We start from the raw sequence: 15,370 nt of genomic DNA, 5'->3' as shown, positions 1-15,370 counted from the left end.
ACCATGTATGTTGCCGTCAAGGGTGGCGAGGCCGCCATCAGCAACGCTCACCGGCTTCTCGCCGACCGGCGCCGGGGCGACCGCTCGCTTCCTTCCCTCACCATCGACCAGATTGCCGAGCAGCTGGGGCTTGCCGTCGATCGGGTGATGGCCGAAGCCTCGCTCTACGATCGCCAGCTTGCCGCCCTTGCCGTGCGCCAGTCGCGTGGCGACCTGATCGAGGCGATCTTCCTCTTGCGCGCCTACCGCACCACGCTGCCGCGTTTCGGCAATTCGGTGCCACTCGATACGGCAAGGATGCAGGTGGAGCGGCGCGTCTCGGCCACCTACAAGGACCTGCCCGGCGGACAGTTGCTCGGTCCGACCTTCGATTATACCCATCGGCTGCTCGACCCATCGCTTCTGTCCGACGAAGCGGTCGAGGAACCCGCTCGACGAGAAGCAGGCGACGAAGAGATCATGCGGGTTTCCGACATTCTGGCGCATGAGGGGCTGATCGAGGCGGATGGCGAGTTGCCACAGGATCATGCCGCCGGCGACCTGACGCGCGAACCGATGGAATTTCCGATGAGCCGGGACCTGCGCCTGCAGGCGCTCGCCCGCGGTGATGAAGGCTTTCTTTTGGCGCTCGGCTATTCGACCCAGCGCGGCTATGGCCGCAACCACCCGTTCGTCGGCGAGATCCGCATCGGCGAAGTCGAGGTGGAGATGGAGGTGCCGGAACTCGGCTTTGCCGTCTCGCTCGGCAGCATAAGGGTGACGGAATGCCAGATGGTCAACCAGTTCAAAGGGTCTTCGAAAGCGCCACCGCAATTTACCCGCGGTTATGGGCTGGTGTTCGGGCAGAGCGAGCGGAAAGCAATGTCGATGTCACTGGTGGATCGCGCCCTTCGTGCGGAGGAACTCGGCGAAGACATCACCGCGCCGGCGCAGGACGAGGAATTCGTCATCTCCCATTCCGACAACGTGCAGGCGACCGGCTTCGTCGAGCATCTGAAACTGCCGCATTACGTCGACTTCCAGGCGGAACTGGCGATGGTGCGCAAGATGCGGGCCGATATCGCGGCCGCCCGCAAGGGCGGCGAGGGCGAAACCGAGATGAAGGATGCTGCAGAATGACTGCCGATCTCGCCACCTACAATTTCGCCTATCTCGACGAACAGACGAAACGGATGATCCGTCGGGCGATCCTGAAAGCGATTGCGATACCCGGCTATCAGGTGCCATTCGCCTCCAGAGAAATGCCGATGCCCTATGGCTGGGGCACCGGCGGCGTACAGGTGACCGCCTCGATCATCGGCCCGGAGGATGTGCTGAAAGTCATCGATCAGGGCGCCGACGACACGACGAATGCCGTCTCGATCCGCGCCTTCTTCCAGAAGGTCGCCGAGGTTGCGGTGACGACACATACCAAGGATGCGACGATCATCCAGACACGCCATCGTATCCCCGAGCAGAAGCTTAGCGAGGATCAGGTCCTCGTCTACCAGGTGCCGATCCCGGAACCGTTGCGCTTCCTTGAGCCGCGCGAGACCGAGACGCGGAAGATGCATGCGCTGGAAGAATACGGCCTGATGCATGTGAAGCTCTACGAGGACATTGCCATCAATGGCCGCATTTCCAAGACCTATGCCTATCCGGTGAAGGTCGATGGGCGCTACGTCATGGATCCGTCGCCGACGCCGAAATTCGACAATCCGAAAATGCACATGTCGGATGCGCTGCAGCTTTTCGGCGCCGGGCGCGAAAAACGCATCTATGCGGTGCCGCCGCATACGGAGGTCGTCAGCCTCGACTTCGAGGACTACCCGTTCGAAATTCAAGCCTTCGAGCAGGACTGCGCGCTCTGCGGAGCGCATGGCGTCTATCTCGACGAGGTCATCCTCGACGACCGCGGCGGACGGATGTTCGTCTGCTCCGACACCGACCATTGCGAGGATCGCCGCAATCACGGACATGTCGGTGCGATGCCGGCGCAGCAACAAGCCAAGGGCCAGGAGGCAGCAGAATGAGTGACCTTCCCCTTCTCAAGGTCAGCGGCGTATCGAAGTTCTATGGCAGCCGGATCGGTTGCAAGGATGTCAATTTCGAGCTCTGGCCGGGCGAGGTTCTGGCCATCGTCGGCGAATCCGGTTCCGGCAAGACGACGCTGCTCAACTGCATATCCACCCGCCTCCTGCCGACCGCCGGCAGCGTCGAATACCGGATGCGCGACGGCAATTTCCGCGATCTCTACCGGATGAGCGAGGCGGAACGGCGCTTCCTGATGCGCACCGACTGGGGTTTCGTCCACCAGAATCCGGCCGACGGGCTGCGGATGACCGTTTCTGCCGGCGCCAATGTCGGCGAGCGGCTGATGGCGGTCGGTGACCGGCATTACGGCAAGATCCGCGAGACGGCGACGGACTGGCTTGGCCGGGTGGAGATTTCCGCCGACCGTATCGACGATCAGCCGCGCGCATTCTCCGGCGGCATGCGCCAGAGGCTGCAGATCGCCCGCAACCTCGTGACCGGCCCGCGCCTTGTCTTCATGGACGAGCCGACCGGCGGTCTCGACGTCTCGGTGCAGGCGCGGCTGCTCGACCTGGTGCGCGGCCTCGTCAACGATCTCGGGCTGGCGGCGATCGTCGTCACCCATGATCTGGCGGTTGCCCGCCTGCTGTCGCACCGGATGATGGTGATGAAGGACGGTCACGTGATCGAACACGGCCTGACAGACCGGGTGCTCGACGATCCGCGCGAGCCCTATACCCAGCTTCTCGTTTCCTCGATCCTGCAAGTGTAAGGAGGGCCTGATGACTACACCCCTCGTCGTCTCGGAAGTCTTCAAGAGCTTCACCATGCATCTGCGCGACGGCATCAAGCTGCCGGTCGTCAACGATGTGAATTTTTCGGTCGCCGCCGGCGAATGCGTCGTGCTCGGAGGCCCATCTGGTATCGGCAAGAGCTCGATCCTGAAGATGCTCTACGGCAATTATGCCGTCGATGCGGGGCAGATCCTGGTGGACCACAAAGGTGTTCAGGGGGACCGGATCATCGATATCGCCAGCGCCGACCCGCGCACGATCATCGACGTGCGCCGCCACACCATGGGTTATGTCAGCCAGTTCCTGCGTACCGTGCCACGTGTGGCTGCGATCGACGTGGTTGCCGAACCGCTCGTCGCGCGCGGTATCGAGGCTGCCGTTGCCAGGGAAAATGCAGCCCAGCTGCTTTCGCGACTCAACCTGCCGCGCGAACTCTGGTCGCTGCCGCCATCCACATTCTCCGGTGGCGAGCAGCAGCGGGTCAACATCGCCCGCGGCTTCATTACCAGCCACCGCATCCTGCTTCTCGATGAGCCAACCGCCTCGCTCGACGCGACCAACCGCCGCGTGGTGGTCGAGATGATCGCCGCCAAGAAGGAAGAGGGCGTTGCGATGCTCGGCATCTTCCATGACGAGGAGGTGCGCGAGGCCGTAGCCGACCGCATTCTCGATGTCAGTGCATTCTCTCCGCGAAAGGCCATTGCAGCATGAGCCGGCTGTTATCCGAAACACCGAGCATCCATGAGACCGCACGGGTAGAAGCCACAACGCTCGGCAGATATACGAAGGTGACGGAATATTGCCGGGTTCGCGAATGCGAGATCGGCGACTATTCCTATGTCATGGAGCACGGGCATTTGTGGAACGCGAAGATCGGCAAGTTCTCCAATATCGCCGCCTTCGTGCGCATCAACGCGACAAACCATCCGGTAGAGCGCGCCACGCTGCATCACTTCACCTACCGGCCCGGAGACTATTGGGGCGATCTGGAGCCGGAAGAAGCGGACTATTTTGCCGCCAGACGATCAAAGCCGGTCGTCATCGGCCATGACACCTGGATCGGGCATGGAGCGACGATCCTGACCGGCGTCACTATCGGCAACGGTGCGGTGATCGGTGCCGGTGCCGTCGTGTCGAAGGATGTCGCCCCTTACACGATCGTTGGCGGCGTGCCGGCCAGGCTGATCCGCGAACGTTTCAGCAGCGAGATCGGCAGCAAAATGGACCAGTTGGCATGGTGGGACTGGGATCACTCGAAGCTTAGAACCGCTCTCGACGACTTCCGGATGCTGTCGGCGGAGGATTTCATCGCCCGATATTCCACCTGACGGACAGGTCTTAGGGCCAGATTGCTTTTAACAAAACGGACATAAATCCGACATTCAGGCTTCATCAACCAAGTCTAATCCGATTCTCATCAGGGGATTGGACAGGCGTGAAAGAATGAAATTTGAACTGAGGAATGTTACCCGGCGCTTCGGCGATCGCATTGCGGTCAATGCCGTCAACGTGGAAATTCCCCAGGGCCAGATGGTCGGCATTATCGGTCGTTCCGGCGCCGGAAAGTCCACCCTTCTGCGGATGATCAACCGCCTTCAGGAGCCGAGTTCCGGCTCGATCCAATTTGGCGGCACCGAAGTATCGTCGCTGCGCGGCGCCAGGCTGCGCAACTGGCAGCGTGACTGCGCGATGATCTTCCAGCAGTTCAATCTCGTGCCGCGCCTCGACGTGCTGACCAATGTGATGCTCGGCCGGCTGAACCACCGCTCGACGCTGATGAGCCTGTTCAACATTTTTTCCGACGATGAGCGACTGGCGGCGATCGCAGCGCTCGAGCGCCTCGGTATCGAACAGACCGCGATGCAGCGTGCCGGCACGCTGTCCGGCGGGCAGCAGCAGCGCGTGGCGATCGCCCGCGCGCTGATGCAGTCGCCGAAGATGCTTCTGGCCGACGAGCCGATCGCCTCGCTCGATCCGCTCAACGCCAAGATCGTCATGGATGCGCTGCGCGACATCAACGAACGCGAAGGCATTACCGTCATCACCAACCTGCACACGCTCGATACCGCCCGCAGCTATTGCGAGCGGATCATCGGCATGGCCCAGGGCAGCGTCGTGTTCGACGGTCCGCCATCGGCGCTCAACGCGGAAGCCATCCAGCAGATCTACGGCTCCGACAAGGATGGCGCCGGCATCGACGAGACGATGACCTCGACCAGCATCAACATTCCCGCCGCGCAGGTCGCCGCGGGCCAGGAATTGGCCGGACAAGGCACACTGGCAAGCGCCAGAGCCTGAGAGCCGCACCGCCGATCGTAAAGCCCGCGTCAAGGGCACTCTTTTCATGACCCAACTCCGGACGAACCGGAAACAGGAGATCACCATGCTGAAAAAAGCTCTTCTCTCTGCCGTCGCGCTGACCGTGCTCGCCGGTTCCGCCATGGCTCAGGACGTCAAGGTTCTGCGCATCGGCCTCGACGGCTCGGAAAACGAAGCCGACCAGATCCGCAGCACCCAGTGCGTCGCCGATGGCCTGAAGGCTGCGACCGGCGTTCCGGAAGTACAGATCTTCCCGTCGCCGGACTATAACGGCGTCATCCAGGGTCTGCTCGGCGGCACGATCGACATCGCTTCGATGGGCGCTTCCTCCTATGCCGCAATCGCCATCAAGGACCCGAACGCCGTCTCCCCGATCCTGACCTACACCCAGTCGGACGGTTCGAGCGGTTACTACTCGATCATGGTTGCCCGCAAGGATTCGGGCATCAAGACGCTCGCAGATCTGAAGGGCAAGAAGCTCGGCTTCGCCGATCCGGACTCGACCTCGGGCTATCTCGTCCCGAACGTCGCGCTGCCGAAGGAAATCGGCATGCCGGTCAAGGACTATTTCTCCGAAACCGGTTTCGGCGGCGGCCATGAGAACCTCGTCCTCGCCGTTCTCGACAAGAAGTTCGATGCCGGCACGACCTTCGGTTCGGGCGTTGGCAAGTGGGAAGAAGGCTATACCGGCGGCAACCTGCACCAGATGGTCGGCAAGGGCATTCTCGACATGGACGACATTGTCCAGATCTGGAAGTCGCCGCTGATCCCGAACGGCCCGCTGATGGTCTCCAACAAGCTGCCGCAAGCCATGCGCGACAAGATCGAAGCCTTCTTCCTCGACCTGCCGAAGAAGGACCACGATTGCTTCAAGTTCTACACCCAGGGCGACAACAAGGACTACATCAAGGTCGATGCGTCCTTCTACCAGACGATCATCGACGCCCGTAAGTCGGTTATCGGCGGCTGATTTTCATCCCCATCCTCTGGCGGCGGCGCTCTTGTCAGCGCCGCCGTTTTTCAAGAGAGAGCGCAGATCATGGCAATAGTCGGCGAACGGAACAATGGTGGCCCGATCAGCACCCGGGAGGGCGCGCTCGGATCCGCGGCATCGATGATGATGCAGCATTACCGGCAGCAGCTGCGCACGCGGCGCGTCTACACGGCGATCTCGATCGTTATCTTTCTCGCCGTGCTGTTTGCCTCGCTGCGCTTTGCCAATGAGGCGAATGCCGGAAAGTTCTTCGAGCGGCTGCCCTTCTTCTTCGATTTCATCCGCAGTTTCGTGCCGGACAGCCCGATGGAAATCGTCCGGGCCATGTTCGACCTGCCCTCGCCCTATGCCGACGGGTCTCTCAAGTACAATTATACTGCTGATCGCCACTACATCACGGCCTCGCTCTACATCCCGAATTTCTTCTACCAGCTGATGATCACCATCAACATCGCGCTGGTATCGACGATCATCGGTTCAGCCCTTGCCTTCCTGCTCTGCTTCTTTGCCTCGACCAATCTGGTCGGCGCCGGGGTGACGCGTTTCGTCGTGCGCCGCATCATGGAAATCCTGCGCGCCTTCCCGGAGATCGTGATTGCCGGCCTGCTGACGGCGATCCTGTCGATCGGCCCGATCGCGGCGATCATCGCGATCACGGTGCATACGATCGGTGCGCTTGGAAAACTGTTCTTCGAGGTGGTCGAGAATTCCGACATGAAGCCGGACGAGGGCTTGCGTGCTGCCGGTGCAAGCTGGGTCGAGCGGGTGCGTTTCGCCATCGTTCCCCAGGTGCTGCCGAACTTCGTCTCCTACACGCTGCTGCGCGCCGAGATCAACGTGCGCGCCTCGACCATTATCGGTGCGGTCGGCGGCGGCGGCATCGGTGAAGTCTTCCGTCTGGCGATCGGCCGCGATCACGCTGCCAAGACCTATGCGATCATCATCCTGCTGCTCGTCAGCATCATCATCATCGACCAGTTTTCCGCCTGGCTTCGCCGCCGGCTGATCGGCCACCAGTCCTTCGAATTCGGAAGGGGAGCAGCCTGATGACGTCTTCGGTTCCGACCATCAATGCTTCCGACCGGGAGCGCCTGCGTACTGCCTATCCGCAAGTCTTCCATCGCTCGTTGATGCAGCGTTACGGGTTCGTGGCCGGCATTGCGGCGGTCATCGTCTATCTTGTGATCTGCTTCTTCGCCTTCAATGTCGGCCCTGCCTTCATGAACGGCCAGTGGGAGCGCGCCTCGCTCTATGTGCAGGACTGGTATTCGTGGCGGGCCCAGCCGCGCCTTCGCTTCGAAGACAACGGCACGGTCAAGGCGCAATGGTCGAGCCGCGGCCAATATCGGCAGGGTGCCGACATCTTCTGGCTGCAGCCGACCCAGGCAGGCGGCTACACGGTGACCTTCGGCAGCGACAAGGACCGTCTAGACGTGACGACCAAGCAGGTCGACGTCTACCTCAACGGCAAATCCTATCCGGTGACGATCAGCGACGATGCCGCCACCGCGCCTCTTGGCGCGCCGGCTGCGATCCGCCAGGACGGGTCGAAGGTCATTGTCTATTACGGGTTCGAAGGCCAGGCCGAAATCCGCTCGAGCCAGGTCTATGTGCAGCGCCGTTTCCTCGGCTGGGCGAATTTCCTGTTCGATACGAAGTCAGATTTCTGGGGCAAGAGCTGGGGTGAACTCGCAACCCTTGCCACTGTCGGCGACCGTCTCGATCCGGCCCGGTCCAATATCAGCCACATGGTCGACGATTTCCTCGGCAACAATGTCTGGCAGCATGCCGATATTCTGTCGAAGCTTTTACAGACGCTGGTCATGGCCTTTGTCGGCACGCTGCTCGGGACGGTGTTCGCCTTCCCGCTTGCCTTCATCGCCGCCCGCAACATTACCCATAACCGTGCCGCAAACTGGGGCATGAAACGGTTGTTCGACTTCCTGCGCTCGGTCGACATGTTGATCTGGGCGCTGTTCTTCACCCGCTCCTTCGGTCCCGGACCGATACCCGGCATTGCCGCGATCTTTTTCACCGATTCCGGCGCGCTTGGAAAAGTCTATGCGGAAGCGGTGGAAAATGTCGACGACAAGCAGCGTGAGGGCGTGAAATCGGTCGGAGCCTCGCCGGTGATCGTCAACCGGTTCGGCGTGGTCCCACAGGTCCTGCCGGTGTTCATCTCGCAGTCGCTGTATTTCTGGGAATCCAATACGCGTTCGGCAACTGTGATCGGCGCCGTCGGCGCCGGCGGCATCGGCCTCAAGCTGCTCGAAGCGATGGGCACCAATGCCGACTGGGACAAGGTCGCCTATATGGTGCTGCTCATCCTTTTCGTCGTCTTCCTGTTCGACAATGTCTCGAATGCGATCCGCTCGCGGCTGATCGGCGGCCCGACCCACTAAGTACACGCCAAAACTGCATCGGCATCATCATTCTGTCATGGAAATCTTTTAGGCGCAGGGCTGTCTTCGGGCACGACGGATGTCTAGACTTCTAGACCTCCGTCTTCGACTTTTCTGATTCCGGAACGATGCCTTGCGCTACGCCATATACTTCTCCCCCGCCGCGGATCATCCGCTGACGCAAACTGCATCCCGTTGGCTTGGGCGCGACGCGTTTACGGCCGGAACCTTTCCGACGCCGGAAGTCTCCGGCCTTTCGAAAGAGGACGTTCATGCGCTGACTGCCGATCCGCGCCGCTATGCCTTCCATGCGACGCTCAAGGCTCCGTTCGAGCTGGCAGAGGGGAAGACGGAGGCGGAACTGATCGAAGCCTTGGAAGAATTTGCCGCGACAAGGAAGGCATTCGATATCCCGAACCTGGTGATCGGCCAGCTGGGCCGATTCTTCGCGCTGGTGCCGGATCAGATCTATTCCGAGCTGCAGGACTTTGCCGCCCGGATCGTCGAGGATTTCGAGGCGTTCCGCGCTCCGCTTTCCGATGCCGATATTGCCCGCCGCAAGCCGGACACGCTGTCGCCGGAGCATCGCGCCAACCTGATGCGCTGGGGCTATCCGCATGTGATGGACGCGTTCCGCTTTCACATGACGCTTTCCGGCCAGGTTCCGCCGGAGCAGGCACCTGCCATGCGTGCAGCGCTGGAACCCCGTTTTGCCGCCTTTACCAACAAGCCGCTGTCGATCGACGGCGTCGCGCTCTTCGTCGAGCCGGCCCGCGGCGCAGATTTCATCGCCCATCGCTGGCTGCCCCTGAAGCCGGCTTCCGAGCTCAGAAAGACCGCCCCATGACCGAAACCGTATTCAAGAATGCCCGCATCGTGCTGGAGGACAGTATCCTCTCCGGTTCCGTGCAGATCCGTGATGGCCAGATCGCCGACATATCCGAGGGTACGGCACAGACCGGCGAGGATTTCGAGGGGGATTATCTCATACCGGGTCTGGTCGAACTTCATACCGACCATCTGGAGCAGCACTATTCGCCCCGCCCCGGCGTACGCTGGGATGCCACTGCCGCGATCCAGGCGCATGATGCGCAGATCGCCTCTTCCGGCATCACCACCGTGTTCGATTGCCTGCGCATGGGATCGGACGAGGATGGCGGCTTCGAGCATGGCGAGATGCGGACGATGGCGGATGCGATCCAGTCGGCCGAACGCGAGGGACGGCTGCGCTCGGAACATCTGATCCACCTGCGCTGCGAGGTCTCTGCCGACAATGTGCTGGAGCATTTCGGCGATTTCGAGAACGACAGCCATGTCCGTCTCGTCTCGCTGATGGACCATGCGCCCGGCCAGCGCCAGTTCCAGACGATGGAACAATACATCTTCTACTACCAGAAGAAGCGTGGGCTTTCCGACGAGGCCTTCAAGCTGTTCATCGACAAGCGAGTGGCGGAATCACAGCGCAACTCGACGCCGCACCGGATTGCCATCGCCAGGCATTGCGCCGAGCGCGGCATCACGGTCGCAAGCCATGACGATGCAACGCTCGACCATGTGGACGAGGCGATCGAGAACGGCGTCAAGCTTGCCGAGTTCCCGACCAGTTTCGAGGCTGCCGCTGCATCCCACAAGGCCGGCATGAGCGTGTTGATGGGGGCGCCGAACGTGGTGCGCGGCAAGTCGCATTCCGGCAATATCGCCGCCCGCGACCTGGCAGAGAAGGACGTGCTCGACGTTCTCTCGTCCGACTATGTTCCGCTCAGCCTGCTCTATGCTCCCTTCATCCTGGCCGACGAGATCGACGGTATTTCATTGCCCAAGGCGATCGCCATGGTGACCTCGACCCCGGCCCGTGCGGCAGGGCTTGCCGATCGCGGCCGGATCGCCACCGGGTTGCGCGCCGATCTCGTGAGGGTCCACCGGGAAGCGGGCGTGCCGGTATCACGCGCGGTCTGGCGGCAGGGGCGACGGGTGGCGTAATGGACGGCTCCCTGGAGATCCGCGCCAGCACGCATCCGGGCTGCATGGTGGTGGTCGTCGGCCCAAGCGGGGCCGGCAAGGACACGCTGATGGCCCATGCCGCACGGTTCTTCCGCGACCGTGCCGATGTGGTTTTTGCGCGGCGGGTGATCACCCGCGATGCCAGCGCCGGCGGCGAGGATCATGACGGCGTTTGCGAGGCGGACTTCGAGAGCATGGAAACGGCCGGCCGGTTTTCCGTCTCCTGGCGGGCACACGGATTGCGCTACGGCATTCCCTTCGAGACGGCCGAGGCTGTGGCGGCCGGCACCTTGGTCATCGCCAACGGTTCACGTTCGGCATTGCAGTTCTTCGCCAAAGCCTATCCCCGGCTCGTCGTCGTCAACGTGACGGCAAGGCCGGAGGTACTGGCCGCGCGGCTGGAGGCCCGAGGGCGCGAAAGCCGGGACGACATCCTGCGGCGGCTGGCGCGCAGTTCGCTCGGCGTCATCGGTGACTATCACGTCGTCACGATCGACAATAGCGACGATCTGGAGACTGCCGGCAAGGCTCTTGTCGAGGCTCTTTCTTCTTTGCTTGCACAAGATTTAGGCTCGCAAGAAAAATAACTGCAGCACGCTTTACAGTTGTTCCAGCTCCTCTACCTTGAGTATTTCGATTATCTAATGGAGCTGGGCGGTGATCGAGACGCGGAAACATGACGGGGTCTCCACAGATCCCGAGTCACCCTTTTTATCGGCGCTCGAAGGGCGCATGGTCGTATTGGAAATCGTTGCCATGACCTCCCTGGCCCTGGCGCTCGATACGACCGAAGGCGGCAATGGCGACCAAGCTCGCGGGATTGCTGCGCTTATCCAGGACACGGTTCGACAACGGTGTCTGGAATTCGGCCTGAACGATGCGGCGCAACGATCGGCCAATGCTTATGCCGACGAGCTACTTTCGACCGCGCTGCATTCGCTCTATCCCGAATAAATCCCTATTCGGGATAAACCAGAGCTGAAAGTTCAGTGTGCTTCATCCCAGTTGGATGCAGCACGCGCATCCACCTTGAGCGGCACCTTCATCGATATGGCCGGCATGGCCGCCTGCTCCATGGTCGAGACGATGACGGGCATGGCGCGTTCGACCTCGGCATCCTCGACTTCGAAGATCAGTTCGTCATGGACCTGCAAAAGCATGCGGGCAGACAGGCCCGCCTCTGCCAGTGCGGGCTCCATCTTCACCATGGCGCGGCGGATGATATCGGCTGCCGAGCCCTGGATCGGTGCGTTTATCGCGGCACGTTCGTTGAAGGCGCGCATCGATGGGTTGGAGGACTTGATTTCCGGATAATGCGCGCGGCGGCCGAAGATCGTCTCGACATAACCGTGTTCGCGGGCGAACGCCTTGGTCGTCTCCATGTAATCGCGGATGCCCGGAAAGCGCTCGAAATACTTCTTGATGTAGTCGCTTGCCTCGGATCGCTCGATCGACAGCTGGTTGGCAAGGCCGAAGGCCGAAATGCCATAGATGATGCCGAAGTTGATCGCCTTGGCGCGGCGGCGGATCTCGCCCGGCATGCCTTCGACCGGCACGCCGAACATTTCCGACGCGGTCATCGCATGAATGTCGATGCCGTCCTCGAAGGCCTGGCGAAGTTGCGGGATGTCTGCCACATGGGCGAGCACGCGCAGTTCGATCTGGCTGTAATCCGCCGACAGAAGCTTGTTGCCCGGCGTGGCAATGAAGGCCGTGCGGATCTTACGGCCCTCGGCGTTGCGGACCGGAATGTTCTGCAGGTTGGGTTCGGACGAGGACAGGCGGCCGGTCGTCGTCGAGGCCAGCGAATAGGATGTGTGAACCCGCTTCGTTTCGGGGTGAACATAGCCCGGCAGTGCGTCGGTATAGGTGGATTTGAGCTTGGTCAGCTGGCGCCAGTCGACGATCTTGCGCGGCAGTTCGGCACCTTCGGCCGCGAGGTCTTCAAGCACTTGCGCCGAAGTGGACCATTGGCCGGTCTTGGTCTTGGAACCGCCGGGAAGGCCCATCTTGCCGAACAGGATATCGCCGAGCTGCTTCGGCGAGCCGATGGTGAATTTCTCGCCGGCCAGTTCATAGATCTCGTCTTCGAAGGCAGCCGCTTTCTGCGCCAGTTCGCCGGAAAGGCGCGACAGGATCTGGCGATCGATCGAGATGCCGCGCTCTTCCATGCGGGCCAGAACGTCGACCATCGGGCGTTCCAGCCGCTCGTAGATGCGGGTCAGGCCGATGGCTGCCAGTTGAGGCTTGAGCACCATCCACAGGCGCAGCGTCACATCGGCATCCTCGGCCGCATAGGCGGTGGCGCGGTCGATATCGACGAAATCGAAAGTCACGCCGCTCTTGCCGGAACCGGCGACATCCTTGAAGGCGATCGGCTTGTGGTTCAGCCAGCGTTCCGACAGCGCGTCCATGCCGTGACCACCTGACTTGCCGGCTTCCAGCACATAGGACATCAGCATCGTGTCGTCATAGCCCTTCACGGTAATGCCGTGGCGCTTCATGACGAGATAGTCGTATTTGAGGTTCTGCGCGACCTTCAACACCGAAGGATCTTCGAGCAGCGGCTTCAAGCGGTCCAGCGCGTCGCGGACCGGGATCTGGTTTTCCGCCATTCCGCCGCCCAAGAGATCGCCGACGCCGGTCTTGTGGGTGAGCGGCACATAGGCGGCACGGATATCGAGGCCGGACGGGTTCCTGCTGTTATCGGCTATCGCGAGCGAGAAGCCAACGAGTTCCGCCTGCATCGGATCAAGCGAGGTGGTTTCGGTGTCGAAGGCGACGAGGCCGGTTTCGCGGGCGGCGGCAATCCACTCTTCAAGCGTGGCGAGATCGCGGATCGCGACGTATTTCGTGGTGTCGATCGTGGCAGCGGCGAAGGCTTCCGCACGGCCTGCGGCCAGCGACTGCGGTGTGGCACCGTCGGCGCCAGACGCTGCAACAGGCTTGGCCATCGCAGGCGCCTTGTCAGCCGCAGCCTCATCGGCTTTGGCCGGAGCGGCCACGTCGAGATCGGGGCCATGTGCGTCCGCACCCCATTCGGTCTCGATGACGGCGGGCTCGATGGCATTGGCATCGCAATCGCAGGCAGAGGCGACGCGGCGTGTCAGGGTGCCGAATTCCATAGCCTTCAGGAAGGCGACGAGTTTCGGGCCGTCCTGCGGCTCTAGGAACAAGGCGTCAAGATCGAGTTCCAACGGCACGTCGGTCCTCAATTCCACCAGCTGGCGGGACAGGCGGGCGAGATCGGCATTGGCGATGATGTTTTCGCGGCGCTTGACCTGCTTGATCTCGCCGGCGCGGGCGAGCAGCGTGTCCAGATCGCCGAATTCCTCCAGCAGCTGGCCGGCGGTCTTCGGACCGATGCCAGGGATGCCCGGCACGTTATCGACCGAATCGCCGACCATGGCCTGCAGGTCGATCATCTTTTCCGGCGGCACGCCCCATTTCTCGATGACATCGGGAATGCCGATCTGCTTGTCCTTCATGCTGTCATACATGTGGACCGTCGGCGTCACGAGCTGCATCAGGTCCTTGTCGGATGACACGATCGTGACATCGGCGCCGGCAGCTTCCGCCTGGCGGGCGTAGGTGGCGATGATGTCATCGGCCTCGAAACCCTCGGTCTCGATGCAGGGCAGGTTGAAGGCGCGGGTCGCCTGGCGGATGAGGCCGAATTGCGGGACGAGTTCTTCCGGCGGCGCGGAGCGGTTCGCCTTGTAGGCGTCATAGAGATCCTTGCGGAAGGTCTTAGACGAGTAGTCGAAAATCACGGCCAGATGGGTGGGCGTGACGCCGACGGAGGTGTCTCTGGCGTCGGTCAGGAGCTTCCACAACATGTTGCAGAAGCCGGAGACCGCGCCGACCGGCAGGCCATCGGATTTTCGGGTCAGCGGCGGCAGCGCGTGAAACGCGCGAAAGATGAAACCGGAACCGTCGACTAGGAAGAGGTGATCGCCTTTTTTCATGGGCATGGAATAGCGTGGCGCAGGATCGGCGTCCATGAAAACTTATGGCCCCCATACAGCCCCTGGCCGCAGAAACCTTACCGATTTGTAATGGCGCTTTCCCTTGAAAAGCCGCAATCCGCCTCACATTTCAAGCTCACCGGCGACTGATAACGCCGCAGTCTGGTAGATGGCTCGTCCCCCGCCTCGCCAGACCGGACAAAGGCCTATCCCCCTCTCCGGGTCTTTGTCTCCCATAGGAAACGCCACGGCCGCCCCCTCCCGGCCGTGGCGTTTTTATTTGCATTTTGTCCATGATCGGACACCCGGCGATCTTGCCAATCGACGGCGGCTGCCTCAATCTCCCATTTCCATCGCGTAGTATCGATCATCGTTTACCAGCATGGCTGGTTTCCCTGGAAAAATTGGGCGGAGGCCATGGGATTCGATCGCTCGCAGTCTGCGACCTATCTGGCGGGCCAGCTGGCGCGGGTCTTTTCACGATCGCTGCAGAAGCGGGCGGCGGCGCTCGGCTTTTCTCCCGGCCAGTTTCCGGTGCTGCTGGAACTGTGGCAGGAAGACGGGCTGACCCAGAAGCAATTGCTCGACAAGCTGGAAGTGGAGCAGGCTACCCTTGCCAATACGCTGGCACGCATGGAGCGGGATGGACTTATCGCCCGCACGCCGCATCCGAGCGACCGGCGGGCGCAGATCATCAGCCTGACGGAGCTTGGCCGCGCCCTGGAACTGAAGGCGGTGGAGGCTGCAGCAGAGGCAGACAGCGTGCTGTTTTCGGGGTTCCGCGAATTCGAGCGGGAACTGATGATGGAATATATGCGGCTCATCATCGGCAATAGCAGGAAAGCCGGGGGCTGAAAACGCTGCCCGGACCGGAGCCCG

Annotated in this window: 15 protein-coding genes; 14 read left to right on the top strand and 1 reads right to left on the bottom strand. The window is 61.7% G+C overall.

Annotation, left to right across the window (positions count from 1 at the left end):
- Positions 1 to 3: 3 nt before the first annotated feature.
- The 13 genes from NCHU2750_RS19845 (at position 4) to NCHU2750_RS19785 (ending at position 11,477) form a co-directional block, all read left to right on the top strand.
- Complete coding sequence (locus tag NCHU2750_RS19845; protein ID WP_119942421.1) at positions 4 to 1,119, top strand: carbon-phosphorus lyase complex subunit; 1,116 nt, start codon at positions 4 to 6, stop codon at positions 1,117 to 1,119.
- Positions 1,116 to 2,012, top strand: coding sequence for an alpha-D-ribose 1-methylphosphonate 5-phosphate C-P-lyase PhnJ (locus NCHU2750_RS19840; RefSeq protein WP_119942419.1), 897 nt, complete (start codon positions 1,116 to 1,118; stop codon positions 2,010 to 2,012). Before NCHU2750_RS19845 ends, NCHU2750_RS19840 begins: the two co-directional genes overlap by 4 nt.
- Positions 2,009 to 2,785 carry a phosphonate C-P lyase system protein PhnK gene (gene phnK, locus NCHU2750_RS19835; protein WP_119942417.1) on the top strand — a complete coding sequence of 259 codons (777 nt, stop codon included), beginning with the start codon at positions 2,009 to 2,011 and terminating at the stop codon, positions 2,783 to 2,785. Before NCHU2750_RS19840 ends, phnK begins: the two co-directional genes overlap by 4 nt.
- 10 nt (positions 2,786 to 2,795) lie before the next feature.
- A complete protein-coding gene (phnL, locus tag NCHU2750_RS19830) occupies positions 2,796 to 3,518 on the top strand; it encodes a phosphonate C-P lyase system protein PhnL (RefSeq protein ID WP_119942415.1) in 723 nt (240 codons plus the stop codon).
- Positions 3,515 to 4,135 carry a DapH/DapD/GlmU-related protein gene (locus NCHU2750_RS19825; RefSeq protein WP_119942413.1) on the top strand — a complete coding sequence of 207 codons (621 nt, stop codon included), beginning with the start codon at positions 3,515 to 3,517 and terminating at the stop codon, positions 4,133 to 4,135. The genes phnL and NCHU2750_RS19825 overlap by 4 nt, the downstream gene beginning before the upstream one ends.
- 115 nt (positions 4,136 to 4,250) lie before the next feature.
- Entirely contained in the window at positions 4,251 to 5,105 is an 855-nt protein-coding gene (gene phnC / locus NCHU2750_RS19820) for a phosphonate ABC transporter ATP-binding protein (RefSeq protein ID WP_119942411.1), read from the top strand.
- Positions 5,106 to 5,190: 85 nt separating this feature from the next.
- A complete protein-coding gene (gene phnD, locus NCHU2750_RS19815) occupies positions 5,191 to 6,096 on the top strand; it encodes a phosphonate ABC transporter substrate-binding protein (RefSeq protein ID WP_119942409.1) in 906 nt (301 codons plus the stop codon).
- Positions 6,097 to 6,246: 150 nt separating this feature from the next.
- Positions 6,247 to 7,167, top strand: coding sequence for a phosphonate ABC transporter, permease protein PhnE (gene phnE, locus NCHU2750_RS19810; RefSeq protein ID WP_119943584.1), 921 nt, complete (start codon positions 6,247 to 6,249; stop codon positions 7,165 to 7,167).
- Positions 7,167 to 8,522 carry a phosphonate ABC transporter, permease protein PhnE gene (phnE, locus tag NCHU2750_RS19805; RefSeq protein WP_119942407.1) on the top strand — a complete coding sequence of 452 codons (1,356 nt, stop codon included), beginning with the start codon at positions 7,167 to 7,169 and terminating at the stop codon, positions 8,520 to 8,522. Before phnE (NCHU2750_RS19810) ends, phnE (NCHU2750_RS19805) begins: the two co-directional genes overlap by 1 nt.
- Before the next feature lie 133 nt (positions 8,523 to 8,655).
- Complete coding sequence (locus NCHU2750_RS19800) at positions 8,656 to 9,369, top strand: DUF1045 domain-containing protein (protein ID WP_119942405.1); 714 nt, start codon at positions 8,656 to 8,658, stop codon at positions 9,367 to 9,369.
- Positions 9,366 to 10,502, top strand: coding sequence for an alpha-D-ribose 1-methylphosphonate 5-triphosphate diphosphatase (locus tag NCHU2750_RS19795; protein ID WP_119942403.1), 1,137 nt, complete (start codon positions 9,366 to 9,368; stop codon positions 10,500 to 10,502). The genes NCHU2750_RS19800 and NCHU2750_RS19795 overlap by 4 nt, the downstream gene beginning before the upstream one ends.
- Positions 10,502 to 11,110 carry a phosphonate metabolism protein/1,5-bisphosphokinase (PRPP-forming) PhnN gene (gene phnN, locus NCHU2750_RS19790; protein ID WP_119942401.1) on the top strand — a complete coding sequence of 203 codons (609 nt, stop codon included), beginning with the start codon at positions 10,502 to 10,504 and terminating at the stop codon, positions 11,108 to 11,110. The genes NCHU2750_RS19795 and phnN overlap by 1 nt, the downstream gene beginning before the upstream one ends.
- A 70-nt stretch (positions 11,111 to 11,180) precedes the next feature.
- Positions 11,181 to 11,477: a hypothetical protein gene (locus NCHU2750_RS19785; protein WP_162939686.1), complete on the top strand. Its 297-nt coding sequence runs from the start codon at positions 11,181 to 11,183 to the stop codon at positions 11,475 to 11,477.
- A 32-nt stretch (positions 11,478 to 11,509) separates the two neighbouring features.
- Here NCHU2750_RS19785 and polA read toward each other — a convergent pair whose 3' ends face one another.
- A complete protein-coding gene (polA, locus tag NCHU2750_RS19780) occupies positions 11,510 to 14,491 on the bottom strand; it encodes a DNA polymerase I (protein WP_119943582.1) in 2,982 nt (993 codons plus the stop codon).
- A gap of 417 nt (positions 14,492 to 14,908) precedes the next feature.
- Here polA and NCHU2750_RS19775 point away from each other — a divergent pair, with 417 nt between their 5' ends.
- Positions 14,909 to 15,346 (top strand): MarR family winged helix-turn-helix transcriptional regulator, encoded by a 438-nt coding sequence (locus tag NCHU2750_RS19775; RefSeq protein WP_119942397.1) that lies wholly within the window; start codon positions 14,909 to 14,911, stop codon positions 15,344 to 15,346.
- Positions 15,347 to 15,370: the final 24 nt, after the last annotated feature.

Origin of the sequence: Neorhizobium sp. NCHU2750 (genome assembly GCF_003597675.1) — a bacterium.
Lineage (GTDB): Bacteria > Pseudomonadota > Alphaproteobacteria > Rhizobiales > Rhizobiaceae > Neorhizobium.
The sequence above is the reverse complement of the archived record's forward strand: the minus strand, read 5'-3'. Positions and strand labels throughout refer to the sequence as shown.